This is a genomic window from Flavobacterium sp., assembly GCF_036782315.1.
In the GTDB taxonomy this organism is placed as follows: Bacteria; Bacteroidota; Bacteroidia; order Flavobacteriales; family Flavobacteriaceae; genus Flavobacterium.
On the sequence record NZ_DAIPZK010000008.1, the window covers coordinates 103,237 to 127,699 of the forward strand.

The following is a 24,463-nucleotide window of genomic DNA, read 5'->3' on the forward strand; positions in this document are numbered from 1 at the left end:
TTTAGTGAAAAGTGATAAGTGAAAAGTGATAAGCAAGCAAACTTTTTACTTATCACTTTTTACTTTTTACTTTGAAAATTGCTTTGCAACTTTTTCTGCTTTTTTACTTTCAGAGTAATCGTAGAAACCTTCTCCCGATTTAACTCCTAATTTCCCTGCCATTACCATGTTTACTAATAACGGACATGGAGCGTATTTTGGATTTTTGAATCCGTCGTACATAACGTTTAAGATGGACAAACAAACGTCTAATCCGATGAAGTCTGCTAATTGTAATGGTCCCATTGGGTGTGCCATTCCTAATTTCATAACTGTGTCGATTTCGTATACACCACCAACACCGTTGTATAACGTTTCGATAGCTTCGTTAATCATTGGCATTAAAATTCGGTTAGCAACGAAACCTGGATAATCATTAACTTCTGTTGGAACTTTTCCTAATTTCACCGATAAATCCATGATGATTTTCGTAACTTCATCTGAAGTATTGTAACCACGGATAATTTCTACCAATTTCATAATCGGCACTGGATTCATAAAGTGCATTCCAATTACGCGCTCTGGATGCACTACGTTAGCTGCGATTTGTGTAATTGAAATCGAAGAAGTATTCGTAGCTAAAATTACGTTATGATCACAAACTTCGCTTAATTGTTTGAAGATATTGAATTTCAATTGTACGTTTTCTGTAGCGGCTTCTACTACTAAATCACATCCTACAACGCCATCTTTAACATCGGTATACGTGATGATATTTCCAATAGTTTTGTGTTTGTCTTCTTCAGTGATACTTCCTTTTGCTACCATTCGGTCAAGGTTAGCGGCGATAGTTGCCATTCCTTTTTCTAATGATTTTTCTGAAATATCGATTAATTTTACGGTAAATCCGCTTTGCGCGAAAGTATGAGCAATTCCGTTACCCATAGTTCCTGCTCCGATTACTGCGATTGTGTTCATTTTGTTATTTTAGGTTTGTTTGGTTTTTATTTTCTTGTATTCATACACTCTATAATCTGATACGCCACTCTTAATGCTTCAGTACCATCTTCTAAAGTTACGATTGGAGTGGTATTATTGTTGATAGCATCTGCGAAAGTTTCTAATTCGTCTAAAATAGCGTTGTTAGCATCCACTTGCGGATTATCAAAATAGATTTGTTTTTTAACGCCTTCCGCATTTTGTAAAATCATGTCGAAATCACCTGGGACTTCTGGTGCGTCTTTCATACGAACTACTTCGCACACTTTATCCAAATAATCTACCGAAATGTAAGCGTCTTTTTGGAAGAAGCGCGATTTACGCATGTTCTTCATCGAAATTCGGCTCGAAGTAATATTAGCCACACAACCGTTTTCGAACTCAATTCGTGCATTTGAAATATCGGGTGAATCTGAAATTACAGCAACACCACTAGCATTTACTGATTTTACTTTTGATTTTACAACACTCAAAATAGCATCAATATCATGAATCATTAAATCCAAAACTACCGGAACATCCGTACCACGAGGATTGAATTCCGCCAAACGATGTGTTTCAATAAACATTGGATTGTTGATTTTATCTTTAACAGCAGTAAACGCAGGATTGAAACGCTCGACATGACCAACTTGTCCTTTTACGTTGTGTTTTTTGGCTAGGGCGATAATTTCTTCTGCTTCAGCAACGGTGTTTGAAATAGGTTTTTCAATAAAAATATGCTTTCCAGCTTTAATAACTTGTTTCGCACATTCAAAATGTTGCATCGTTGGTGTTACAATATCTACTACATCAACTGCAGCAATTAATTCGGCAATAGAATCGAATTTTTTATAACCAAATTCGGCTGCTACTTTGTTGGCATTTTCTTCAAAAGCGTCGTAAAAGCCAACTAATTCATATTTTTCAGATTGATTTAATAATCGCAAATGTATTTTCCCAAGGTGACCAGCACCTAAAACTCCCACTTTTAGCATAAAAAATTAATTTTATCAAAAGTACGATTTTAGTTGAAAGTGCAAAAAATTAAATTTGAAACTTCTGAAAAAAGTTAGTTTATTTTCTGATTTGTTTTTTGAGATTTTAAAGCTATTTTTACCCAAACAAAATCATCCCAAATTGAAAGATACTAATAAACATCAAGGACTTAGAAATCAGTTGGTAAAGCAATTGGAAGAAAAAGGAATTACCGATAAAAACGTGTTAGCGGCTATTGGAAAAATTCCACGTCATTTGTTTTTGGATTCGAGTTTTGAAGATTTTGCTTACCAAGATAAAGCTTTTCCTATAGAAGCAGGTCAAACTATTTCCCAACCTTATACTGTGGCGTTTCAATCTCAGTTATTGGAAGTGGAAAAAGATCACAAAATATTAGAAATTGGAACCGGAAGTGGTTATCAAACTGCTGTTTTGTGTATGATGGGAGCGAAAGTGTATTCAGTAGAAAGACAGAATAAATTGTTTAAAATTACTTCCAATTTATTACCAAAGTTGAATATTCGACCAAAGTATTTATCGTTTGGCGATGGTTACAAAGGTTTACCTGATTATGCACCTTTCGACGGAATTATTGTAACTGCTGGAGCTCCATTTATTCCACAACCTTTGATGGCACAATTAAAAATAGGAGGAAGGTTAGTAATTCCCGTAGGTGAAAAAGAGCAAATCATGACGTTGTTGATTCGTAAAAATGAAACGCAATTTGAGAAACACGAATTTGGTGATTTCAGATTTGTGCCGCTTTTAGAAAACAAGAACTAATTAGCGAAGATTCGTTAATTTTTGTTTTAAAATTTCCAATTCGTCTAAGATGGAAGTGATTTCTTTTTCTTTGGATGAATTACCAACTTCAATGCCTTTTTCTTGCAGAATTTCAGTAATAGCTTGAATGGCAAATGGATTTAAATCGAAATTATGGTCTAATTTTACTTTGTACCAAGCAACTAATAAAGGTTTTAAATCGATTTCTAAAATTTGGGCAAGAGTCTGAACTTGTTTTTTTGTGGGAATACGAAATCCGTTTTCAAACTTACTAATCAAAGCTTGATCGATTTTCGCAATTTCAGCTAACTTTCTAGTTGAAAGTTCTTTATCAATTCGAGCTTGTTTTAAAATTTCTTTCATGAAGGTATGATTAGAAACTTTTCTTAATTCTATCTAAATCACGTTTGGTATCTTGCTCTTTTAACGATTCGCGTTTGTCATAGTTTTTCTTACCTCTACATAAGGCAATTTCTAATTTTGCCAATCCTTTTTCATTGGTAAACAAACGAAGCGGAACAATAGTTAACCCTTTATTGTCGGAATCTTTATCGAGTTTTTTTAGTTCGCGTTTATTCAATAATAGTTTACGCTCACTCTTTGCTTTGTGATTGTAATGGGTTCCATATAAATATTCTTCAATATGCGAGTTAATTACAAACAATTCGCCATCATGAAATTCGCAAAAACTTTCTGCAATAGAAGCTTTTCCCAGACGAATCGATTTGATTTCTGTTCCAGTTAAAACGATTCCAGCGGTGTATTTGTCTAAAATTTCGTAATCGAATTTAGCTCTTTTATTGAGTATGTTAACTGTCTTCTGCATAAGGACCACAAATGTAAATCAAAATTATAGCATTTGAAAAAGATAATTACAGATTAATACTTTTTAATCTATGATTTATATCAGTTTTTATGTTTTTTCAACCAAATATCTTTGACTCATAATTTTAAACTAAATAAAAATGAGAAAAATAGTTTTTGCTTTAATGGCTTTGTCGTTAATGACCGTAAATTTTGTAAATGCACAGGATAAAGAAGAAAAATCAAATGAATTTAAAAGATGGCAAGTTCGTTTAAGAGCATTAGGTGTTGCGCCAGACGAGAGTGCTAAAATTGGAATTATTGGAGGTGATGTTGCTATTTCGAATACCATTGTTCCTGAGTTAGATTTTACTTACTTTTTTACAGAACATTTTGCTGCCGAATTAATTTTAGGAACAACTAAACATGATGTAAAAGCAATTAATACTGCTGCTGGAGATGTGAATTTAGGTAGCGTTTGGTTATTACCTCCAACGTTAACAGCTCAATATCACTTTTATACATCTGACAAAAAAGTATTTAAACCATATATTGGAGCTGGTGTTAATTATACTTTGTTTTACAATGTTAAATCGGGAGATGTTGCAGGAGTAGAATATGATAATGCACTAGGATACGCAGCACAAGTTGGTTTTGACTTAATGTTAAACGATAAATTTTTCATCAATGTTGATGCTAAACGTTTATTTTTAAGTACAGATGTAACGGTTGATGCTTCAAATTTAGCTCCAGGTTTAAGCATTCCAGCTGAAGTTGATATTAATCCTTGGTTAATTGGATTTGGTGTAGGAATGAAGTTTTAATTCTTTCCAACTTACTAATAATTAAAGATCACTTTTTAGTGGTCTTTTTTTTTGGTCTTTTAGAAGAAATTTTAGGTTAAAATAAAACTTAAAAAAAATAAATTTATATTGTTTTTTTTATAATTTTATAGAAATAACCTAACTAATAATATTATGGACACAACATTTAATTTGATTGATAAAGAATTAATCCCAACTTTAAATTTTCCAAAAGGAGATGTTTTAGAAGATAAAGATGCAATTTCAGCTCGCAAAAATGATTTAGATAGAGCTTTATCACTAGGAAACCTAGAACATGTTAAAATTAAAATTTATTTTGAAGATGATGCTTCAAAGAAAATGGTAGAAACCACAATTTGGGGTGTTACAGATGAACGTGTTATATTAAAACAGGGAGTTGTAATTCCTGTAAAAAGAATTCATAAAATTGTTTAATTTAATTTGATTACGTATGAAAAAAATCACTCTTTTAGGATTGTCCCTATTATTTGCTTTGTCTTCTTTTGCTCAAGAAATTAAAACTACCAAAGAAGTTAAAAAAGTTACTACTGAACAAGCAGAGCAAAACAAGAAAGAAGCAGAAAAGAAAAAGAAAGAAGCAGAACAAAAAGCTGAATCTGTAAAAAAAGATGCAAAATCAAAAGCAGATGAAGCTGCTGCAAAAGGTAAAACTACAGCTGCAGATGCGAAAGCAAAAGCAACAGCCAAACAAGAGGTAACCAAAGAAAAAGTGGAAGCTAAAAAAGCTGATGCAAAAGCTAAGAAAACGGAAGCTGAAGAAAAAGAAGATTTAAAAGAAACGGCAGCATCAAGAGCCGCTGAGAAAAAAGTTACTGATAAAGTAACAGGAAAATACAAAGGTAAAAAAGTATACACTGGCCCAAGAGGTGGTAAATATTATATCAATCAAAACGGAAATAAAACGTATATTGATTAATTAAGAAGTCCCGAGAAATCGGGACTTTTTTTACAATGTTATTTGTATTGTTCTAGAAAAAAAACATTTGGGTTGTAATAGATTAATCCCTTCTTTTTCTAAAATATTTCCGTTATGATTTACATTGTCGGCTAAACCACACCAAGGTTCAATACATAAAAAAGGAGCATTCGATTTGGTCCAAATTCCCAAATATGGAAATCCTTCAAATTGAACTGTAAGAACGGGTTTATTTTTTTTTAAAAGTGTAAGTTCATTTGATTTTAAGTGTTTAAAAACCAATGCATCTTTTTCAAAAAGAACATAATCTAAAGCAATAATTCCGTTATGAGAATCGATTTCGTTATATGAATTGTTGAATTGTTCCTTCTCAAGTTCGTAAGATTGTAAAGGCTCTACTTGATTAAATTTCAAGGAATAATCGGAAAATGGATTTTCAATTGCAAATGCTGGATGTGCTCCAATAGAAAAAGGCATTGATACTTCAGATTTATTTTCAACGGAATACTTCATTTTTAAGCTATTTTCTTCAATAACATATTCCAATTGCAATTCAAATTCAAACGGATATTTTTTCAAGGTTTCGAAATTACTTTCCAATACAAAAACAACTGAATTTTCTGTTTGATTCAGAATTTTAAATTCGAAATTTCTGGCAAAACCATGTCTGGGCATTTCATACGTTTTCCCGTTAAAACTATAAACATCATTTTTTAATCGACCTACAATCGGAAATAAAATAGGAGAAGTTTTATTCCAGTAGGTTTCATCAACTGTCCAAATGTAATTTTGGTTGTCTTTTTTTAATCGAATTAATTCGGCACCTAATGAATCAATGGATGCAGAAATTGTACTGTTTGAAATTGTAATAATCATTTAAAATTTCGTTTTAAAAGGCTGTAAATTACGGTATCGGTAAATTCATTATTATAAAAAAAGTTCTCCTTAAAATGTGCTTCTTTTTCAAAACCATTTTTTTGTAAAACACGCTCTGAAGCAATATGTCTGGAATCGATTACCGCTTCAATAGAATGAAAATTCAAGGTGTTAAAAGCAAAATCCAGGAGCGTTTTAACGGCCTCTGTTACGTAACCTTTTCCTTTGTGTTCTGGTGAAATCATGTAACCTAATTCAGTTCTGAAATTCTCAGGTTGGGTTCTATAGAAACCCATCAATCCTATACATTTATCATTTCCTTTTTCAGTTACAGCCCAATTGATATCTATGTTTTCGTCAATTTTTTCGTTAATCAATTTGATATGAGCTAAAGCATCTTCAATAGTGGTAGCCAGTGGTCGTGGAATATATTTCATGATTTCAGGATTGCTTCGAAGTGCAAAGATCTCTGGTGCATCAGCATCTGTTAATCTTCTAAATTGCAAACGCTCTGATTCTAGTATCGGAAAAGGAGAGAAGTTGAGTTGTAGCATTATTTTTATGATTTGAATCTTGTTATTGATTTTGAAATTCCTTTTGAATTGCTTTATCTTGTTTTTTGCTGAAGAAAATCAACATACAAATTGCGCCAATGGTAGCATACAACATATCCGATTGCGTGTCCCAAATGTAACCTTGAGTTCCTAAGAATGCATCACCGCCTTCTCCAGTACATAGAGAAACTCCCCATTCTAGCCATTCGTAAGCCGCACTGATTGCCAAACAAATTGAAACAATAATGAAATTGAAAAAATTTTTATTAGAAATTACATTTCTACGAATAAATAATTCTCTTACAATCATGGCTGGAACAAATCCTTGAGCAAAATGTCCTACTTTATCGTAGTTATTTCGGGTTTGATTAAACGTTTCTTTTATCCATTCAAATGGTGGTACTTCGGCATACGTGTAATGTCCTCCAAGGAATAAAATGTAGCAATGAATCAAAATAAAGAAATACGTAAAATTGGTAAATTGAAAGCGTTTAAAGGTGAAAGCTAAAATTGCAAATCCTATTATTGCAGGCAATACTTCTAAAAACCAAGTAAAATATTCTTTTGGCTGAATACCAGAAATTAGTAATCCTACAAAGAATATCAGGATATAAAGTTGTAATTTTTTCATTTAGTTAATTTGCCTTTTCTTTAAAATTAAAGCACTAACTAATGAAAATACAATTCCTAATGGTAAAATTTCCATATAAGTTAAAAGGATAACCATTACGGGATTTTTATACATTTCTTTATAGGTATTCATTTCTTCGGTCACTTTTGCAACTTCATCCGGACTTGCTTTTTCAATAGCCATATTTGCATAATGTTCCATGAAATTTGGAAAAAAGTTATAAAGAATAATCAACCAAACTAAGACATAAATAGTTGATATAATAAATGTAATCCAAAATCCAGTTAAGAAAGCTTTGCCAAAAGAAATAACTCCATTATTCGCTTCTCTTTCTTGTTTAATTCCTGCTACTACAAAGAAAAAAGCAAGAAGCATTACTGCAAATCCAATCATCATACTTACTTCTTTTTCTGGATTGGCTTTCATGTACATTGTCATGATAACAAGCATTGCTGAAACAATACTGCTACCCAATAATCCGTTTTTTACGATAATGTTGTTCATGATATTCAGTTTTTGGTTAGTTAATCAAATGTAACGAAATTATTCGATGAAATCTAGATCTTTATTATGCGTTTCTGAAATTGTTAAAGTAGAGTAGATGCCTAAGGTAAAAGCAAAGAAGCCAACAATTGTAGCAGCTGCAATAACGCCATGATTTACTTTTAATCCATCAAATGCAAATAACATTAAAGGAACTAATCCTCGAACCATATTTGGAATAGTGGTTGTTGCCGTGCTTCTGATGTTTGTTCCAAATTGTTCTGCACCAACAGTAACAAACATTGCCCAATAGCCTGTTCCTAAGCCTAGCCAAGCACAATAGAAGTAATACATGTTTTCCGATTTAGTCCCACCAAAAAGCATTAAAACTACTCCTATAATAGTGAACAACATCATATAAACAATGGCTTTTTTGCGAGAATGTAGCCAATGCGAAATAAAACCACTTGCAAAATCACCAACTGAAATTCCTACATAAGCCCACATAATCGCTTTTCCAGGTTGAATATTTTCAATACTCATAACAACGGCGAACTGATTTGCCATTACGGCTAAAATTCCAATGCAAAACCAAGTTGGTAATCCAATAGCAATACATTTCATGTATTTTACAAAACGATTCCAATTAGTAAAAAATGAAAAGAAATTTCCTTTTTTAATATCGGAATCATGTTTGATATCATTATATATTCCAGATTCCGCTACACTAATTCGTAATACTAAAAGCATTAAACCTAAAGCACCACCAATGTAGTAAGCAATCGTCCAATCGCCCGCTAATTCTACTGTTAATTGCGCTACAACAGCACCAAGTAAACCAAATCCAGCCACAATGGAAGTTCCTATAGCACGTAATTGCTTTGGTAGTGATTCAGAAACTAAAGTAATTCCAGCTCCTAATTCTCCAGCTAAACCAATTCCGGCAATGAATCGCAACCAAGCGTATAACATGGTTTTGTCTTCAACTGGAAAATGAGGTAAAAATCCGCAAGCGATATTTGCTAAAGAATACACTAAAATTGAACCGAATAAAACAGAAAGTCTTCCTTTTTTGTCTCCTAAAACACCCCAAAGAATTCCACCAAGAAGCAATCCTACCATTTGATAATTTAGGATTAATGTTCCTGCAGTGTCAACATCTAAATTCAAATCTTTCAAGCTAGGAACACGAACAATGCCAAAAAGAAGTAAGTCATAAATATCTACAAAGTAACCTAAAGCAGCTACAATTACAGGAAATGAGAGTAGGTGTTTTAGTTTTTCTTGAGTTGTAAATTCTTTCATTGGGTTACATTTGTTTCAAAAATAGAAAAATATTGTTTACCAAATAAAAAAAGAAACACCGATTCGAAATTGAATCGGTGTTTCCCAAACTAAAACAAACTTAACCCATTATAAGCCCATGGATTACGGGATATTTTCATGCGTTGATTTTTATTTTACCAACTCACTTTGATTTCTGAACACTAATTGACCATCAAAACTATCTAGTAGAATAATGCTATCGGTAGTTACTTTTCCCGCTAATATTTCTTTCGAAAGTTGGTTCAGTACTTCACGTTGAATAACACGTTTTACAGGTCTTGCTCCAAATTGAGGATCGTATCCTTTTTCTGCTAAATACGCTACTGCTTCTGGAGTTGCATCCATCGTAATGTGTTGCTGTGCCAACATTTTAATAACACTCTTTAATTGTAATCCTACAATTTCTTTAATGTTTTTATCGGTTAACGGAGTGAACATTACGATTTCATCGATACGGTTTATAAACTCTGGTCTAACGGTTTGTTTTAATAAACCAAGAACTTCTGTTTTTGCCGCTTCGGTTGCTGCTTCAATTCCGCCTTTTAATCCCGAAACTTCGGGATCAAATTTCTCTTGGATGATATGGCTTCCCATATTTGAAGTCATAATGATAATCGTATTTTTGAAATCTGCAACACGACCTTTATTATCCGTTAATCGCCCTTCGTCTAAAACTTGTAATAAAATATTAAATGTATCCGGATGTGCTTTTTCAATCTCATCAAGCAATACTACCGAATATGGTTTTCTTCTTACGGCTTCTGTTAATTGTCCACCTTCATCATAACCTACATATCCTGGAGGCGCTCCAACCAATCTACTAACAGCATGACGTTCTTGATATTCACTCATGTCAATTCGGGTCATCGCATTTTCATCGTCGAATAAATATTCGGCAAGTGCTTTAGCTAATTCGGTTTTACCAACACCTGTTGTTCCTAAGAATAAGAACGAACCGATTGGCTTTTTAGCATCTTGTAAACCAGCACGACTTCTTCTAACGGCATCACTAATAGCTTCAATTGCTTCTTCTTGCCCAACTACTCTACGATGTAATTCATCTTCTAATTTAAGTAATTTTTCTCTTTCACTTTGAAGCATTTTAGTAACGGGAATTCCGGTCCATTTGGCTACAACTTCAGCTATATCATCGTGCGTAACTTCTTCCTTGATTAAAGAATTGCCAGCTTGATTTTCTGCTAATTGAATTTGCAAAGCTTCTAATCGTTCTTGTGCTTCTTTTATTTTTCCGTAACGAATTTCTGCTACTTTTCCATAATCGCCATCGCGTTCAGCTCGTTCAGCTTCTAATTTGAAATCTTCAATCTCCAGTTTTACCGCTTGAATGTTATCTACAACTTCTTTCTCTGATTTCCATTTGGTAAAAATTTCGTTGCGTTCTTCTTTTAAGTTCGCTAAATCTAACCCAAGAGATTTCAATTTGGTTTCGTCATTCTCACGTTTAATTGCCTCAATTTCAATTTCTAATTGCATAATCTTTCTATCCAAAACGTCTAATTCTTCTGGTTTTGAATTGATTTCCATACGCAATTTAGAAGCCGCTTCATCCATCAAGTCAATAGCTTTATCTGGAAGAAAACGATTGGTAATATATCGTTGCGATAATTCTACAGCAGCAATAATTGCATCGTCTTTGATACGAACTTTATGATGTGCTTCATATTTTTCCTTGATACCGCGTAAAATCGAAATGGCACTTTCGGTATCGGGTTCATCAATATTTACTTTTTGGAAACGTCTTTCTAACGCTTTGTCTTTTTCAAAATATTTTTGGTATTCGTCTAAAGTTGTTGCTCCAATTGCACGTAATTCACCACGAGCTAAAGCTGGTTTTAAGATATTGGCTGCATCCATTGCGCCTTCGCCACCACCAGCACCAACAAGTGTGTGAATTTCATCAATGAAAAGTACAATATCACCTTCTGCAGAAGTTACTTCTTTAACCACTGCTTTTAATCGTTCTTCAAATTCCCCTTTGTATTTGGCTCCAGCAATTAACGCACCCATGTCTAAAGAGTAAACAATTTTATCTTTTAGATTTTCTGGAACGTCGCCATCTACAATTCGATGTGCTAAACCTTCAGCGATAGCTGTTTTACCGACACCCGGTTCTCCGATTAACATCGGATTATTTTTGGTACGACGCGTTAGGATTTGGAGCACTCTACGAATTTCCTCATCACGACCGATTACAGGGTCAAGTTTTCCAGAGCGTGCTAACTCGTTGAGGTTTTTCGCATATTTATTTAGCGAATTATAAGTCTCTTCTGCCGATGCTGATGTAACTCTTTCACCTTTTCTAATTTCAGCAATGGCTGTTTCTAAACCTTTTTCGGTTACACCTTGATCTTTTAAAATTTGTGCAACTTTACTTTTCGATTTGAAAATGGCTATGATTAAATGTTCGATTGAAACATATTCATCGTTCATTTTTTTAGCAATGATATTAGCTTCATTCAAAGCGGTTCCTGCTTCTCGAGAAAGCATGATTTCACCTCCTGATACTTTTGGAAAATTTTGTAAAGTACTATCCAGTACTTTTTTAAATAACTCCACATTTACATTCAATTTTTTTAGAATGAATGGCGTTACATTTTCGTCAACTTCCAATATACCTTTGAAAATGTGCTCATTTTCTAGTTGTTGGTGTCCGAATTCTTGTGCAAGTTGTTGTGCTTGTTGTAAAGCTTCTTGCGATTTAATAGTTAAATTTTTTAAGTTCATTTTTTTAATAGTTGTTGTTGAAATGGGGTTTTGTTTTTGATTTTATATGTTGTTAACAATATGTATTCCAATGCTTAAATTAAGACAAAATGACTGGTTTAACTTGTAAATTCACATAAAATTACGACATAATGTCTTAAAATTATGTAAAAGTTGTGATTTTTTGATAAAATGTCGTAAAAAATCGATGAAGGAAATATGTGATAAAGACACAAAAAAACTCCGAAATTTAATTTCGGAGTTTCAGTTATTTTATTGGTTTAATTTTAAAATTTCAAATCCACAGCAGGTAACAATTTACTAGAAACTTCTCCAAAACCAATTCTTAAATTTCCTTTTTGACAATAACCTCTAATGATTACTGTATCGTTGTCATTTATAAATTTACGTTCTGAACCATCTTTCATTTTTAATGGTTTTTGTCCTCCCCAAGTTAACTCTAACATAGAGCCGAAAGAATCTTCTGTTGGACCTGAAATCGTTCCACTTCCCATCATATCGCCTGAGTTTACTCTACAGCCATTAATGGTATGATGTGCCAATTGTTGCGCCATCGACCAATACATATATTTGAAATTTGAACGTGAAACTACAGTTTCTTCCGAATTTTCAGGTTTGATTAAAACTTCTAAATTGATGTCAAACGCTTTTTCTCCTTTTTGTTGTAGATAAGGTAATGGTTCTGGAGATTGCTCTGGGCCTTTTGTTCTAAAAGGTTCTAAAGCATCCATTGTTACAATCCAAGGTGAAATTGATGAAGCAAAGTTTTTCGCTAAGAATGGACCAAGTGGCACATATTCCCATTTTTGGATATCACGAGCACTCCAGTCGTTAAATAACACCATTCCAAAGATATGTTCTTCTGCTTCTTCAACAGGAATTGGTTCACCCATTAAATTGGCATCAGTAGTAATAAAAGCAGTTTCTAATTCAAAATCCACTAATCTTGAAGGACCAAAAACAGGAGTAGTTTCTCCGTTTGGTAACGTTTGTCCGTAAGGTCTGTGAACAGGAATACCAGAAGGTACAATCGTAGAACTTCTTCCATGATAGCCTACTGGAATATGTAGCCAGTTTGGTAATAAAGCATTTTCTGGATCACGGAACATTTTTCCTACATTCGTAGCATGTTCTTTTGAACTATAAAAATCGGTATAATCACCAATTTGAACAGGTAAAAGCATTTCAATATCTTCCACATCGAAGATAATAACATCTCTATGTTCTTTGTTATCTCTTAATTTTGGATTGTTCTCATCGAAAATTTCCGCTAAACGATTTCTTACCAAGCGCCATGTTTTTTTTCCGTCAGAAATAAAATCATTTAAGGTGTCTTGCATGAACATATCATCAGTAAGTTCAATCCCTTCAAAATAACCAAGCTGTTGTAAAGCTCCCATATCTATAGCGCTATTTCCAATTCTTGTTCCAATAGTAATTACATCTTCTTTTGTAATGAAAACTCCAAACGGAATATTTTGAATGGGAAAGTCACTATTTTCAGGCACATTAATCCACGATTTTCTATTAGGGTTGTTTGCTATATTTGGCATATTTATATTGTTAGTTTGTTGTTGAAAAATTATGAATCAAATATAAAATTATCTATCAATGTAACAAACCTTTTTCGTAATTTTGACCTAATTTTAACGAATATTTATTGCAATGCTACGCGACGAACAAATTTTTGACCTAATTCTTGATGAACAAGATAGACAAATTCACGGAATTGAATTGATTGCTTCTGAAAACTTTGTTAGCGACCAAGTAATGGAAGCTGCAGGTTCCTGTTTAACCAACAAATATGCTGAAGGATATCCTGGTAAAAGATACTACGGAGGATGTGAAGTAGTAGATATTGTAGAACAAATTGCAATTGACAGAGCAAAAGCTTTGTTTGGTGCGGAATATGTAAACGTTCAACCTCATTCTGGTTCACAAGCAAATACTGCAGTTTTTGCAGCATGTTTAAAACCAGGTGATACCATTTTAGGATTTGATTTATCTCATGGTGGTCACCTAACTCATGGTTCTCCAGTTAACTTTTCTGGAAAATTATATCGTCCTGTTTTTTATGGAGTAGAAGAGGAAACAGGTGTTTTAAACTATGATAAAATCCAAGAAATTGCTTTAAAAGAAAAGCCAAAAATGATTATCGCTGGAGCTTCTGCTTATTCTCGTGATATGGATTTTAAACGTTTCAGAGAAATTGCAGATAGCGTTGGTGCTTTATTATTAGCCGATATTTCTCATCCAGCAGGTTTAATTGCAAAAGGATTATTGAATGATCCAATTCCACATTGTCATATTGTAACTACCACTACTCACAAAACTTTAAGAGGTCCGAGAGGAGGAATGATTATGATGGGGAAAGATTTCGAAAATCCATGGGGATTAACTACTCCAAAAGGTGAAATCAGAATGATGTCTCACGTTTTAGATATGTCAGTTTTCCCAGGAAATCAAGGTGGACCTTTAATGCATATTATTGCCGCTAAAGCAGTTGCTTTTGGTGAAGCATTAACAGATGAGTTTTTCCGTTATGCTATGCAAGTGAAGAAAAATGCACAAGCAATGGCAGAAGCTTTCAACAAACGAGGATACAAATTAATTTCAGGTGGTACTGATAATCACATGATGTTAATTGATTTAAGAAACAAAGGAATTTCTGGAAAAGATGCGGAAAATGCTTTAGTGAAAGCTGAAATTACGGTTAATAAAAACATGGTGCCCTTTGATGATAAATCTCCGTTTGTTACTTCAGGAATCCGTGTAGGAACTCCAGCTATAACAACTCGTGGTTTGGTAGAAGAAGATATGGAAACGGTTGTAGCTTTAATAGATAAAGTATTAATGAATCATACTGACGAAGCTGTTTTAGAACAAGTGGCTGAAGAGGTAAATGATTTAATGAGCGAAAGAGCAATGTTTGTTTTTTAATACCAAACATTATCTAATAAAAAAACTCCTGATTAAATTATCAGGAGTTTTTTGTTTTTGTAAAGTTTGAATTTATTTTCCGTCTCTATCTACTTTTATTCTTTCAGGACGATTAGCTAATTCCCATGCTAAAGCAAAAGCTAATTGAGCGCGTTTTGCTAAAGCATCATATTCAATTTTATCTGGTGTATCACTTGGTAAGTGGTAATCAGCGTGGATTCCGTTAAAGAAGAAAATTGCTGGAATACCTTTTTTTGCAAAGTTATAATGGTCAGAACGGTAGTAAATTCTTTCTGGATCTTTTCTATCGTTGTATTTATAGTCTAATTCTAGTTTGGTGTATTTGGTATTGGCTTCTTCATTAATTGTATGAAGTTCACTACTTAATCTGTCTGAGCCAATAACATACACATAATTATTTGTTGCAGGATGAAGTGTATCTCTTCTACCAATCATATCAATATTAATATTTGCTATGGTGTTGGCAATTGGAAACAATGGATTTTCAGAATAATATCTCGATCCATGTAAACCATGTTCTTCCCCTGTTACGTGTAAAAATAAGATAGAACGTTTAGGTCCATGACCTTTTTTCTCAGCTTCTTTAAAAGCTTGAGCAATTTCTAATAAAGCTACAGTTCCAGAGCCATCATCATCAGCACCATTATAAATTTCTCCATTTTTCATTCCTACATGGTCATAATGGGCAGAAATAACTAAAATTTCATCTGGTTTTTCTGAACCTTTTATGAAAGCCCAAATATTTTCAGAATCATTTAATTTAGGAGCAAATCCTTTTTTCATGAATTCAGAAGGTACCTTTTGATAAAAATCAGTTGCTCCAGGAGGAAAACTAATTCCCATTTTTTTGTATTCATTTATTAAATATTCTCCTGCTTTTTTTTGACCAGGTTCGCCTGTATTTCTTCCTTGCATTTCATCACCTGCCACAATATACAAATGTTTGCTCAGTTCAGGAGCAGAAATTGTAGTAATGTAAGTGCCCGCATCTGCTGGTTTTTTGTTTGCATTTTGAGCTGATGAACAACTAGCAAGTAGCAACATTAAAACGGCACCTGAAAACAATATTTTTTTCATAGATAGAAGTTTGTTATGTTATTAGATTAAACAAATATAGTAGTTAGTAGTTAAATATGATTTTTTATTACAGTTGTCTTAATAATTTTAACAAAAAATATGAAATTTTGATTGTTTACATCAATATTGCAATGATTATCTTTGTAACATTACGATATTAAATAGAATGAAACTAAACCTCCACGATACCTTTAATACACAATTATCTGCCGATTCGGATATTTCTAATACCCGAAGACAAGTGTATGAAGCTTGTTTTTCTTATGTAAAGCCACGTGTTCCGAGTAACCCAAAGTTAATACATGTTGCTGATGAGGTGTTGGAATTAATTGGTTTAACAAAAAAAGATGTTGCTTCACAGGAGTTTTTATCCCTAATTTCAGGAAGCAAAGTGTATCCTGAAACCCAACCTTATGCAATGGCATATGCTGGACATCAGTTTGGAAATTGGGCTGGACAACTAGGCGATGGTAGGGCAATTAATTTGTTTGAAGTTTTGCACCATAATCATCGCTGGACATTACAATTAAAAGGAGCAGGAGAAACGCCTTATTCTCGAAATGCGGATGGTTTGGCAGTGTTGCGTTCGTCTATTCGAGAGCATTTGTGTAGTGAAGCGATGTTTTATTTAGGTGTGCCCACAACACGTTCTTTATCTTTAGTAACAACAGGTGATAAAGTACTGCGCGATATTTTATACAATGGAAATCCTGCATATGAAGAAGGTGCTGTAGTGTGTAGAGTGGCGCCCACTTTTATTCGTTTTGGGAATTTTCAATTATTTGCTGCACGTAAGGATTTTAAAAATTTAAAAGCTTTAACGGATTATACAATTAAATATTTCTATCCTGAAATTCGAGAAAACGGCAAAGAAAAATATTTACAATTTTATCAAGAAGTAGTCAATCGAACGGTTGAAATGGTATTGCATTGGCAGCGTGTAGGCTTTGTTCATGGTGTGATGAATACCGATAATATGTCTATTTTAGGATTAACAATCGACTATGGTCCGTATGGATGGCTTGAAGATTATAATCCAGATTGGACACCCAATACTACAGATGCAGAAGGTAGAAGATATCGTTTTAGAAATCAGCCAGATATTGCTCTTTGGAACTTAGTTCAACTGGGTAATGCCTTATATCCACTTATTGAAGATATTACAGCAATGGAAGCTGTTTTAAATAGTTATAGCCGTCGTTTTGATGAAAAATTTCCCATCATGATGCAAGAGAAATTAGGATTAACATCGGAATACGATACCGATTTTCAAGATGAATTAACAACGCTATTAACTGCTTCAGAAACCGATATGACTATTTTCTATCGCAATTTGGCTAATGTGTTAAAGTCAGATATGCCTAGTGAAGCATTGACAAAAGTTGATATTGCTTTTTATCAGCCAGAGAATATAGTGACTACTTTAAAAACGAGTTGGTTAAATTGGATGGAATTGTATTTAGAAAAAATTAATGCTGAAACTATTTCAGATGGAGAAAGGATGTTGAAAATGAATACTGTAAATCCGAAATATGTTTTACGAAATTATATGGCACAATTGGCAATTGAAGCAGCTGAAAAAGAAGATTATTCTCTTCTAGATGAATTATATCACCTTTTGAAAAATCCATACGATGAACAACCACAATATGAAAAATGGTTTGCTAAAAGACCCGACTGGGCAAAAAATAAAATAGGTTGTTCAATGCTCTCTTGTAGCTCTTAGTTAAACCTTTTGAACGACTGTTTTAAAAAAAAATGCGAATAATTTAATATTTATTTTGTTAATTCAAAAAAACGTTGTTTATTTGCAGCCTATTCCCCCTACTTTTTTTGAAATAAAATGTAACATAAATTTTTTTATGATTGACATTGTACCCCTACAGAATAATTTCAATAAATTTAGGGATTTAGTCCATGATAGTGCCATTAAAGAACAACTAGATTCTACTTTAAGCTATTTAGTTGACTATCTTGATATTCCTTATGCTTATATTCTTATATCCACTCAAGAATTTTATTTTCAAATTACAAAAGGAGGTTTCGATATAACTTTTATTCCCAATGTATTTGAGGAGTTCAATGAGAAAATTGTCAATAATAACAATAACATCATTGTATCTAATTTAAATGAAAATTTAAGTTTAGAAAATAGTTCAAGTTTATCAATTTCTTTTTTTGCGGGTTTTCCTATATCAATTTCTAATGAAATTTCCATTGGAACGATTTGTTTTTTTGATGAAAATCATAAAGAATTATCAACAAAAGATATAAAAACCATTCAATTTACAATTCAAAATTTAGCTTCATTAATACAACTTCAACTTACCAATACTAACTTTCAGAAAGCTATTAAAAAGAGTAATGAGCGTTTTGATTTATTTATAGAAAATTCAAAAGAGATTTTTTATGAATTGGAGTCAGACGGTACTGTTTTATTTGTTTCAGAGAGTTGGACTGATAATGTAGGTCACGAAGTAAATGAAATAATTGGCAAAAACACGGCGAGTCTCATTCACCCAGATGATGTGGCGAAGGTTCATGAGTTCCTGAGCAAATTAGTTGTTAATCAAAAAAGCACACAAGAAATTGTTTATCGATTGCTTCACAAAGATGGACATTATGTATGGCATTCTTCAGATGTGAAATTAATTGAAAGAGACGGACAGTTTTATTATATTGGAAATTGTAGAGATATTACCGATTTTATAAAAGTTCAACAAAAAATTTCTAATCAGAAAGAGTTTTATGAAAAAATATTAGATCGTTTACCAATCGATTTAGGTGTTTGGGACATTCATCATAGATATATGTATTTGAATCAGGCGGCAATAAAGAATGATGAACTTAGAGAATATATAATTGGTAAAGACGATTTTGATTATGCAAAGCATACGGGAAGAGATGATAGTTTTGCAAAAATTCGCCGAGAACGTTTTTTAAAAGCATTAAACTCAGGTGAAATAGTGGAATGGGAAGATGTTATCATAGGATTATCTGGAGAACAATTTTTTCATACACGCAAATTTGTTCCTATTTTTAATGAAGATGGTTCTTTTGAAATGATGACCGGTTATGGAATTGATATAACAGAAAGCAAAAGAATTAATGAAGAAATTTTAAGAAGCCGACAATTAATTAATAGTGTAATTCAAAATGCAGCTGTTGGTATTATCGTTCAAGGTCCTCAATCTGAATTTTTAGAGTATAACAGGGCGGCTTGTGAAATGTTAGGATTAACAGAAGACCAAATGTTAGGAAAATCATCTTTTGATCCGCACTGGAAAGTGGTTCATTTAGATGGTTCTGAATTTAAACCAGAAGAACATCCTGTTCCGCAAGCGATAAAAAGTAAACTTCCTGTAAATAATGTTACCATGGGTGTTCATAGACCTCTAACTAACGATTTAGTGTGGTTGTTGGTTGATGCAATTCCGGTACTAGGGGACTCTAATGAATTACTCTATGTTATTTGTTCATTTAATGATATAACAGCAAGAAAAAAAGCCGAAGATGCTTTAAAAATTAGTAATGAGCGATTTACTTATGCGAGTGAAGCTACATCTGATGCTCTATGGGATTGGGACATTATAAATAATGAGATTTTTGTAGGTGAAAGTTATTCTTCTTTATTTGGTTATTATTTTAAAAATAATCTAATTCCAGGAGAAATATGTGAAAGTTTTGTTCATCCTGAAGATAAAGAATTATATGAAGATTCTATAGATAAAGCAATAGAAGCGGGTAATACAAAGTGGTCGCATGAGTATCGTTATTTAAAAGCTGATGGTACTTATGCTTATGTAAGTGACAAAGCTATTATTATACGAGATGAAAAAGGAAATCCTATTCGTATGATTGGCGCTATGCAAAATATTACAGAGCAAAAAATACTCAATGACAAGTTATTACAAAGCGAAGAGCGTTTTAAAGGTGCTTTCTTCCATTCCTCATTAGGTATGGCAATTGTTAATTTAGATGGATATTGGATAGAAGTTAACGATAGATTATGTCAGATATTAGGTTACAGTAAAGAAGAATTTAAAAAGTTAACATTTTACGATATCACCTATTATGAAGACTTAGAGGAAGATTTTGCAAACAAAGAAAAATTAGTAAGAGGTGAGCAACCCGGATTTAGTATGGAAAAGCGATATATCCATAAAGATAAATCGTTAGTTTGGGTACTTTTATCTGTTTCTTTAGTTCGAAATTCTCAAGGCGAAATTCAGCATTATGTTTCTCAAATTATCGATATTTCGGAGAGAAAGAAAATGGAGGAGGAGAACCGAATATTGATTGAAGAAAATAATAGAAACAAAGCCATGCAGCTTAATGAAGTAAAAAACATGTATCGATTATTAGCTGATAATATAATCGATTTGGTTTGTTTACATAGTTTAGATTCTACTTTTCAATATGTTTCCCCATCCGTAAAAACATTATTAGGCTACAATCCTGAGGATTTAATTGGAACATTGCCTGAATTATTAGTACATCCAGAGGACTTGGAAAAATTCAGAAAACAATCAAAAAAAATGTTGTCTAGAAAAGGTAGCTTTTCTGAACAAGTTCGTTTGAGAAATAGTTCAGGAGAATATTTTTGGTTTGAAACAAATGCTACTTTAGTTATAGAAAATGGTGAGCCAGTTAGTTTTCAATCGAGTACTCGTGATATTACCCAACGTAAAAAAGCAGAAAAAATTATTGAAGATACTTTAATTCAAGAGCGCCAGTTAAATGAATTAAGAACCAATTTAGTTTCAACCATTTCTCATGAGTTTAGAACCCCAATGACAACTATTCGAACTAGTGCAGAGTTGATTACCATGTACTTAGAAGGATTGGATTTTAATTTTAATACTCAAGTTGAAAAAAGAGTTCAAACGATTACCAAGGAAATTGATCGTATAGTAGAATTGATGGATGCCGTTTTAACGATTTCAAAAGATGATGCTGGTAAAACTAGTTTTAATCCAATTTACTGTGATCTCAAAGAAATTTGTCAAGATGTAGTTGATACTAGTTATGAACATTTAAAAGATAATAGAAAAGTAGAGACTTATTATGAAGTGGAAAATGCAGTTGTTTTTGCTGATGTTAACTTAATCAAATATTCGTTGTTTAATGTTTTAAGTAATGCTTTTAAGTATTCTCAGGGCTCTTCACAAAACGTAAAATTAAATTTATTTGTAAAAGACAATAAAGTAGTAATAGAGGTTATTGATTATGGAATTGGAATCCCTGAAGAAGATCAATCAAAACTATTTAATACATTTTATAGAGCTAGCAATTCAAATGGTATTCAAGGAACTGGATTAGGTTTATATATTATAAAAATGTTTACCAAGAAAAATTCAGGAAAAGTAAAATTAGAAAGTAAATTAGGTGAAGGTACAAAGGTAACTTTGAAATTTCCTTTAGCCAACTCATAACACTAAAGTATGTCAAAAATATTAATTATAGATGATGAATTAAATCTTAGAGAAACCATTGCTGAGATGCTTACCTATTTAGGATATGAGATTTATTTATCAAACGATGGCAAAGACGGTTTAGAAAAAGTTCAATCAGTACTTCCTAATCTGATTATTTGTGATATTATGATGCCGGTATTAGATGGATATGGTTTTATGGAGCAACATCAAGCTTCCATTTACCGTGATATTCCTGTTTTGTTTCTTTCAGCAAAAGTAGAGCAGAAAGACAAAGAAAAAGGAATTGCGCTTGGTGTTAAAGATTATATTACAAAACCATTTGCGTTTAAAGATTTAAAAGCAATTATTGATTTACATTTAAAAAAATAGCATTAAATTTTCATGTAAATAAAGAATTTTAAGTTTGTATTTTTTTTAAATCATCACTTTTTTTTATTTACATATACGTTCTTATTTCATTTAGCAAAAAAAATAAATTTCTTTTGCAATTCCCCTACAGAAATAGAAGAGTAAACAGTTTTTAAACTGTTTGTTTTTTATTGAAATTCTTTTATAAAAAAAGATTAATAAAATCGAAATTTTTATGAAAATATCAATTACTTCTATTCGCTGCCTAATTTTATTTTTATTTTTTTCCATTCATGGTAATTCACAAATTGATAATTCAGGATGTGTAATTGGAAATTTTGGAATTGATGCGGATTTATATTCCGGTGCTTTACCTTTTGGAAATCATTCTCCTGCCACACCTTTTGGCACAGATGATTGGTTTGCAGGTACAAGTGGTTCTGGGGTTATTAATGTATCAAACGCGGCTGCAATTCAAAGTTCATTACAAGGAACAGCAGATGTAGCTTTTGCAAATCGAATGAATGGTTTGTTTGGAACTGTTGTAAACGGAAGAACTTGGTTTGATGCTGTATACGCTAGAGACAACTTTGGAGGTACAGGATTTGTTGATCCAACCGCTTTTCCAGTTTCAAGTAAAAATAGTATGCCACCTTCTTCGTGGTCAGCTGGTCCAGCAAATGTTTTGGGTAAAAACGATTTACTTGATGTGGCTGCTCATTTAAGAAGAAATGGCACCGCTCAAAATTCACCCTTAATATTAAACGCTCTCATTGCAAGAGCTGAACCAGGTGGTGCTGCCTATATGGATATGGAGTTTTTCATTGAGAATGTTAAATATATCGCAGGTACTGGTTTTACTTATTCTGGACCCGATTTAGGACATACCGCTTTTCGATTTGATGGTGCTGGAAATTTAATAAAAATGGGAGATATGTTATTAAACATAAGTCTCTCTAATGGAGGTACTGAAGCAGGTTTAGAAATTAGAATTTGGGTAAGAAGAGCCGATAGAATGTCGGTTACTCCAGTTGGATTTTCTTGGGGACCTAATTATGATGGACCTTCACCTTCTTCGGAATTTGTTTATGCTTCAATAATCCCTTTAACCACAGGAAATGCGTGTGGTTATGTAAATGTTGTAGGGCAATTACCAACAGCTCCGCCTTGGGGACATAGAGGAACAAAAGATAATGCTTTTGTAACTAGTTTTTCTGAATATTCATTGGCCGAATTTGGTATTAATTTAACTGCTTTTGGTTTAGACCCAGCTTTTTTACCAAATTATAATCCATGTAAATACCCACATAAATCTTTCTGTGTAAAAACTAGATCTTCTGAAGCATTTACAGCTGCTTTAAAAGATTTTTCCGGTCCGTATGAATGGTGTCAAACCAATCAAGTTATTACAACTGGTGGTCCTTTATCGTGTTTAAATACTACCACTACTTTAAGTGCAACACCATCACGAACCGATGTAATTTATCAATGGTCAACAACTAACGGTAATATTATTTCAGGGGCTAATACTGCTACAATAACGGTAAATCAGCCAGGTGATTATTTATTAATTGTTACACTTCCAAATGGATGTCAATTAGATCCATCATCTTTCACGGTTACTTATGATCCTACAAAACCATTCTTTAACACAACTAATGTTTCCACAACATTATCTTGTAGCGGAAGTAATGGTGCAATTAATATAACTCCTAGTGGAGGTACAACTCCCTTTACATTTTCTTGGACTGGACCGAATGGTTTTACAGCCACCACAGAAGACCTTACAAATTTAGCTCCAGGAACTTATAATGTTACCATTTCTGATGTTAATGGATGTTCAACAACTGCTACTGCAATTGTAGGCGCAGGAACTCCAATAGTTTTTAATCCTTCCATTACAAATGTATCGTGTGCCGGGAGACGTGATGGTGCAATATCAATAAATCCAACAGGAGCTACGCCTTTTACTTTTTCATGGTCTAATGGACAAACGGTTCAAAATTTACAAAACATAGGAGTTGGAAGTTATACCGTTACTGCTACTGATGCCAATGGTTGTATTTGGACAGCTACTTATACAATAACCCAACCAAGCACTTTAACTTCTTCTCTTGTGAAAATTGATGATACGGATGCCGATGTTAATATTGGCAATGGTTCTATCGATTTAACGGTTTCGGGAGGAGCATCTCCTTATACGTATTCATGGACAGGTCCAAATGGTTTTACCGCGACTACCCAAGACTTAACAGCATTAAAATATGGTCGTTATGATGTAGTGATTACTGATGCCAATGGATGTTCAATAACCAATTCGGTTTTTATTTTCGAACCTGAAATTTGTGGCGACGGAATAGACAATAATGGGAATGGTTTTACGGATTGTAACGATCCAATTTGTAAACCAACAAATCCATCACCAATAGTGCCTTCGGTAAATCCTCCATGTTTAGGACAAACCGTTACGATGACTATTATCAATAATCCTTCATACACCTATAATTGGACAGTCCCATCAGGCTCAACCATAATTTCGGGGCAAGGAACTAATCAAATTACTATGGTATTTAATTCTTTACAAGGTGGAAATGTTTGTGTGAGAGCAAACAATTCAGGTTGTTTGAGCGAAGCGGTTTGTATATTGATTTCGCCCATAGACGCTCCAGTACGACCGATTCCAGTTAACATCATAAACAATTAGTAAAAGTAAACTCCTA

General features: G+C 33.0%; 21 protein-coding genes. 9 read left to right on the forward strand and 12 right to left on the reverse strand.

Annotated elements, in window-relative coordinates:
• Positions 1 to 66: 66 nt before the first annotated feature.
• Together V7P59_RS08540 and V7P59_RS08545 are read right to left on the reverse strand one after the other, a co-directional pair.
• On the reverse strand, positions 67 to 957 hold the full coding sequence (locus tag V7P59_RS08540) for a 3-hydroxyacyl-CoA dehydrogenase family protein (protein WP_333809742.1): 891 nt from the start codon (positions 955 to 957) through the stop codon (positions 67 to 69).
• 26 nt (positions 958 to 983) lie between these two features.
• Positions 984 to 1,955 carry a Gfo/Idh/MocA family protein gene (locus V7P59_RS08545; protein WP_333809743.1) on the reverse strand — a complete coding sequence of 324 codons (972 nt, stop codon included), beginning with the start codon at positions 1,953 to 1,955 and terminating at the stop codon, positions 984 to 986.
• 142 nt (positions 1,956 to 2,097) lie between these two features.
• Here V7P59_RS08545 and V7P59_RS08550 point away from each other — a divergent pair, with 142 nt between their 5' ends.
• Positions 2,098 to 2,739 carry a protein-L-isoaspartate(D-aspartate) O-methyltransferase gene (locus V7P59_RS08550; protein WP_333809744.1) on the forward strand — a complete coding sequence of 214 codons (642 nt, stop codon included), beginning with the start codon at positions 2,098 to 2,100 and terminating at the stop codon, positions 2,737 to 2,739.
• Here V7P59_RS08550 and V7P59_RS08555 read toward each other — a convergent pair whose 3' ends face one another.
• Both V7P59_RS08555 and smpB read right to left on the reverse strand, forming a co-directional pair.
• Positions 2,740 to 3,102, reverse strand: a complete 363-nt coding sequence (locus V7P59_RS08555; RefSeq protein ID WP_333809745.1) for a helix-turn-helix domain-containing protein — start codon at positions 3,100 to 3,102, stop codon at positions 2,740 to 2,742. It lies immediately after the preceding gene.
• Positions 3,103 to 3,112: 10 nt separating this feature from the next.
• Entirely contained in the window at positions 3,113 to 3,565 is a 453-nt protein-coding gene (gene smpB, locus V7P59_RS08560) for an SsrA-binding protein SmpB (RefSeq protein WP_333809746.1), read from the reverse strand.
• Between the two features lie 139 nt (positions 3,566 to 3,704).
• Between smpB and V7P59_RS08565 the strand changes: the two genes are divergently transcribed.
• From V7P59_RS08565 to V7P59_RS08575, 3 genes are all read left to right on the forward strand, one after another.
• Entirely contained in the window at positions 3,705 to 4,367 is a 663-nt protein-coding gene (locus V7P59_RS08565; protein WP_333809747.1) for an OmpW/AlkL family protein, read from the forward strand.
• A 153-nt stretch (positions 4,368 to 4,520) separates the two neighbouring features.
• A complete protein-coding gene (locus tag V7P59_RS08570; RefSeq protein ID WP_333809748.1) occupies positions 4,521 to 4,802 on the forward strand; it encodes a hypothetical protein in 282 nt (93 codons plus the stop codon).
• A gap of 16 nt (positions 4,803 to 4,818) precedes the next feature.
• Positions 4,819 to 5,304, forward strand: coding sequence for a hypothetical protein (locus V7P59_RS08575; RefSeq protein ID WP_333809749.1), 486 nt, complete (start codon positions 4,819 to 4,821; stop codon positions 5,302 to 5,304).
• Positions 5,305 to 5,334: 30 nt separating this feature from the next.
• On the opposite strand, the gene V7P59_RS08580 is transcribed toward V7P59_RS08575, so the two are convergent.
• The 7 genes from V7P59_RS08580 to fahA all read right to left on the reverse strand — a co-directional run bounded on the left by V7P59_RS08580 (position 5,335) and on the right by fahA (position 13,472).
• The gene (locus tag V7P59_RS08580) at positions 5,335 to 6,180 is read right to left on the reverse strand and encodes an aldose 1-epimerase family protein (RefSeq protein WP_333809750.1); all 846 of its coding nucleotides are present in this window, start codon (positions 6,178 to 6,180) and stop codon (positions 5,335 to 5,337) included.
• Entirely contained in the window at positions 6,177 to 6,734 is a 558-nt protein-coding gene (locus V7P59_RS08585) for a GNAT family N-acetyltransferase (RefSeq protein WP_333809751.1), read from the reverse strand. The genes V7P59_RS08580 and V7P59_RS08585 overlap by 4 nt, the downstream gene beginning before the upstream one ends.
• 22 nt (positions 6,735 to 6,756) lie before the next feature.
• Positions 6,757 to 7,365, reverse strand: coding sequence for a DUF2238 domain-containing protein (locus tag V7P59_RS08590; protein ID WP_333809752.1), 609 nt, complete (start codon positions 7,363 to 7,365; stop codon positions 6,757 to 6,759).
• Positions 7,366 to 7,869, reverse strand: a complete 504-nt coding sequence (locus V7P59_RS08595; protein ID WP_333809753.1) for a DUF4199 domain-containing protein — start codon at positions 7,867 to 7,869, stop codon at positions 7,366 to 7,368.
• Positions 7,870 to 7,908: 39 nt separating this feature from the next.
• Positions 7,909 to 9,153 (reverse strand): MFS transporter, encoded by a 1,245-nt coding sequence (locus tag V7P59_RS08600; protein ID WP_333809754.1) that lies wholly within the window; start codon positions 9,151 to 9,153, stop codon positions 7,909 to 7,911.
• Positions 9,154 to 9,303: 150 nt separating this feature from the next.
• Positions 9,304 to 11,919 (reverse strand): ATP-dependent chaperone ClpB, encoded by a 2,616-nt coding sequence (clpB, locus tag V7P59_RS08605; protein ID WP_333809755.1) that lies wholly within the window; start codon positions 11,917 to 11,919, stop codon positions 9,304 to 9,306.
• 266 nt (positions 11,920 to 12,185) lie between these two features.
• Positions 12,186 to 13,472 carry a fumarylacetoacetase gene (fahA, locus tag V7P59_RS08610; protein WP_333809757.1) on the reverse strand — a complete coding sequence of 429 codons (1,287 nt, stop codon included), beginning with the start codon at positions 13,470 to 13,472 and terminating at the stop codon, positions 12,186 to 12,188.
• A 112-nt stretch (positions 13,473 to 13,584) separates the two neighbouring features.
• Here fahA and glyA point away from each other — a divergent pair, with 112 nt between their 5' ends.
• Positions 13,585 to 14,859, forward strand: coding sequence for a serine hydroxymethyltransferase (gene glyA / locus V7P59_RS08615; RefSeq protein WP_333809758.1), 1,275 nt, complete (start codon positions 13,585 to 13,587; stop codon positions 14,857 to 14,859).
• Positions 14,860 to 14,931: 72 nt separating this feature from the next.
• On the opposite strand, the gene V7P59_RS08620 is transcribed toward glyA, so the two are convergent.
• Positions 14,932 to 15,957 (reverse strand): M28 family metallopeptidase, encoded by a 1,026-nt coding sequence (locus V7P59_RS08620; protein ID WP_333809759.1) that lies wholly within the window; start codon positions 15,955 to 15,957, stop codon positions 14,932 to 14,934.
• Positions 15,958 to 16,123: 166 nt separating this feature from the next.
• Here V7P59_RS08620 and V7P59_RS08625 point away from each other — a divergent pair, with 166 nt between their 5' ends.
• The 4 genes from V7P59_RS08625 (at position 16,124) to V7P59_RS08640 (ending at position 24,447) form a co-directional block, all read left to right on the forward strand.
• Positions 16,124 to 17,683, forward strand: coding sequence for a protein adenylyltransferase SelO (locus V7P59_RS08625; RefSeq protein WP_333809760.1), 1,560 nt, complete (start codon positions 16,124 to 16,126; stop codon positions 17,681 to 17,683).
• A gap of 136 nt (positions 17,684 to 17,819) precedes the next feature.
• Positions 17,820 to 21,392: a PAS domain S-box protein gene (locus tag V7P59_RS08630; protein ID WP_333809761.1), complete on the forward strand. Its 3,573-nt coding sequence runs from the start codon at positions 17,820 to 17,822 to the stop codon at positions 21,390 to 21,392.
• Positions 21,393 to 21,401: 9 nt separating this feature from the next.
• Positions 21,402 to 21,764, forward strand: a complete 363-nt coding sequence (locus V7P59_RS08635; RefSeq protein ID WP_333809762.1) for a response regulator transcription factor — start codon at positions 21,402 to 21,404, stop codon at positions 21,762 to 21,764.
• A gap of 214 nt (positions 21,765 to 21,978) precedes the next feature.
• Positions 21,979 to 24,447 (forward strand): hypothetical protein, encoded by a 2,469-nt coding sequence (locus tag V7P59_RS08640; protein ID WP_333809763.1) that lies wholly within the window; start codon positions 21,979 to 21,981, stop codon positions 24,445 to 24,447.
• The last annotated feature ends 16 nt before the right edge of the window (positions 24,448 to 24,463 follow it).

Coding starts and splice junctions, on each gene's coding strand:
- V7P59_RS08540 (WP_333809742.1), bottom strand. CDS start 957: ATGAACACAATCGCAGTAATCGGAGCAGGAACTATGGGTAACGGAATT.
- V7P59_RS08545 (WP_333809743.1), bottom strand. CDS start 1,955: ATGCTAAAAGTGGGAGTTTTAGGTGCTGGTCACCTTGGGAAAATACAT.
- V7P59_RS08555 (WP_333809745.1), bottom strand. CDS start 3,102: ATGAAAGAAATTTTAAAACAAGCTCGAATTGATAAAGAACTTTCAACT.
- smpB (WP_333809746.1), bottom strand. CDS start 3,565: ATGCAGAAGACAGTTAACATACTCAATAAAAGAGCTAAATTCGATTAC.
- V7P59_RS08565 (WP_333809747.1), top strand. CDS start 3,705: ATGAGAAAAATAGTTTTTGCTTTAATGGCTTTGTCGTTAATGACCGTA.
- V7P59_RS08570 (WP_333809748.1), top strand. CDS start 4,521: ATGGACACAACATTTAATTTGATTGATAAAGAATTAATCCCAACTTTA.
- V7P59_RS08575 (WP_333809749.1), top strand. CDS start 4,819: ATGAAAAAAATCACTCTTTTAGGATTGTCCCTATTATTTGCTTTGTCT.
- V7P59_RS08580 (WP_333809750.1), bottom strand. CDS start 6,180: ATGATTATTACAATTTCAAACAGTACAATTTCTGCATCCATTGATTCA.
- V7P59_RS08585 (WP_333809751.1), bottom strand. CDS start 6,734: ATGCTACAACTCAACTTCTCTCCTTTTCCGATACTAGAATCAGAGCGT.
- V7P59_RS08590 (WP_333809752.1), bottom strand. CDS start 7,365: ATGAAAAAATTACAACTTTATATCCTGATATTCTTTGTAGGATTACTA.
- V7P59_RS08595 (WP_333809753.1), bottom strand. CDS start 7,869: ATGAACAACATTATCGTAAAAAACGGATTATTGGGTAGCAGTATTGTT.
- V7P59_RS08600 (WP_333809754.1), bottom strand. CDS start 9,153: ATGAAAGAATTTACAACTCAAGAAAAACTAAAACACCTACTCTCATTT.
- clpB (WP_333809755.1), bottom strand. CDS start 11,919: ATGAACTTAAAAAATTTAACTATTAAATCGCAAGAAGCTTTACAACAA.
- fahA (WP_333809757.1), bottom strand. CDS start 13,472: ATGCCAAATATAGCAAACAACCCTAATAGAAAATCGTGGATTAATGTG.
- glyA (WP_333809758.1), top strand. CDS start 13,585: ATGCTACGCGACGAACAAATTTTTGACCTAATTCTTGATGAACAAGAT.
- V7P59_RS08620 (WP_333809759.1), bottom strand. CDS start 15,957: ATGAAAAAAATATTGTTTTCAGGTGCCGTTTTAATGTTGCTACTTGCT.
- V7P59_RS08625 (WP_333809760.1), top strand. CDS start 16,124: ATGAAACTAAACCTCCACGATACCTTTAATACACAATTATCTGCCGAT.
- V7P59_RS08630 (WP_333809761.1), top strand. CDS start 17,820: ATGATTGACATTGTACCCCTACAGAATAATTTCAATAAATTTAGGGAT.
- V7P59_RS08635 (WP_333809762.1), top strand. CDS start 21,402: ATGTCAAAAATATTAATTATAGATGATGAATTAAATCTTAGAGAAACC.
- V7P59_RS08640 (WP_333809763.1), top strand. CDS start 21,979: ATGAAAATATCAATTACTTCTATTCGCTGCCTAATTTTATTTTTATTT.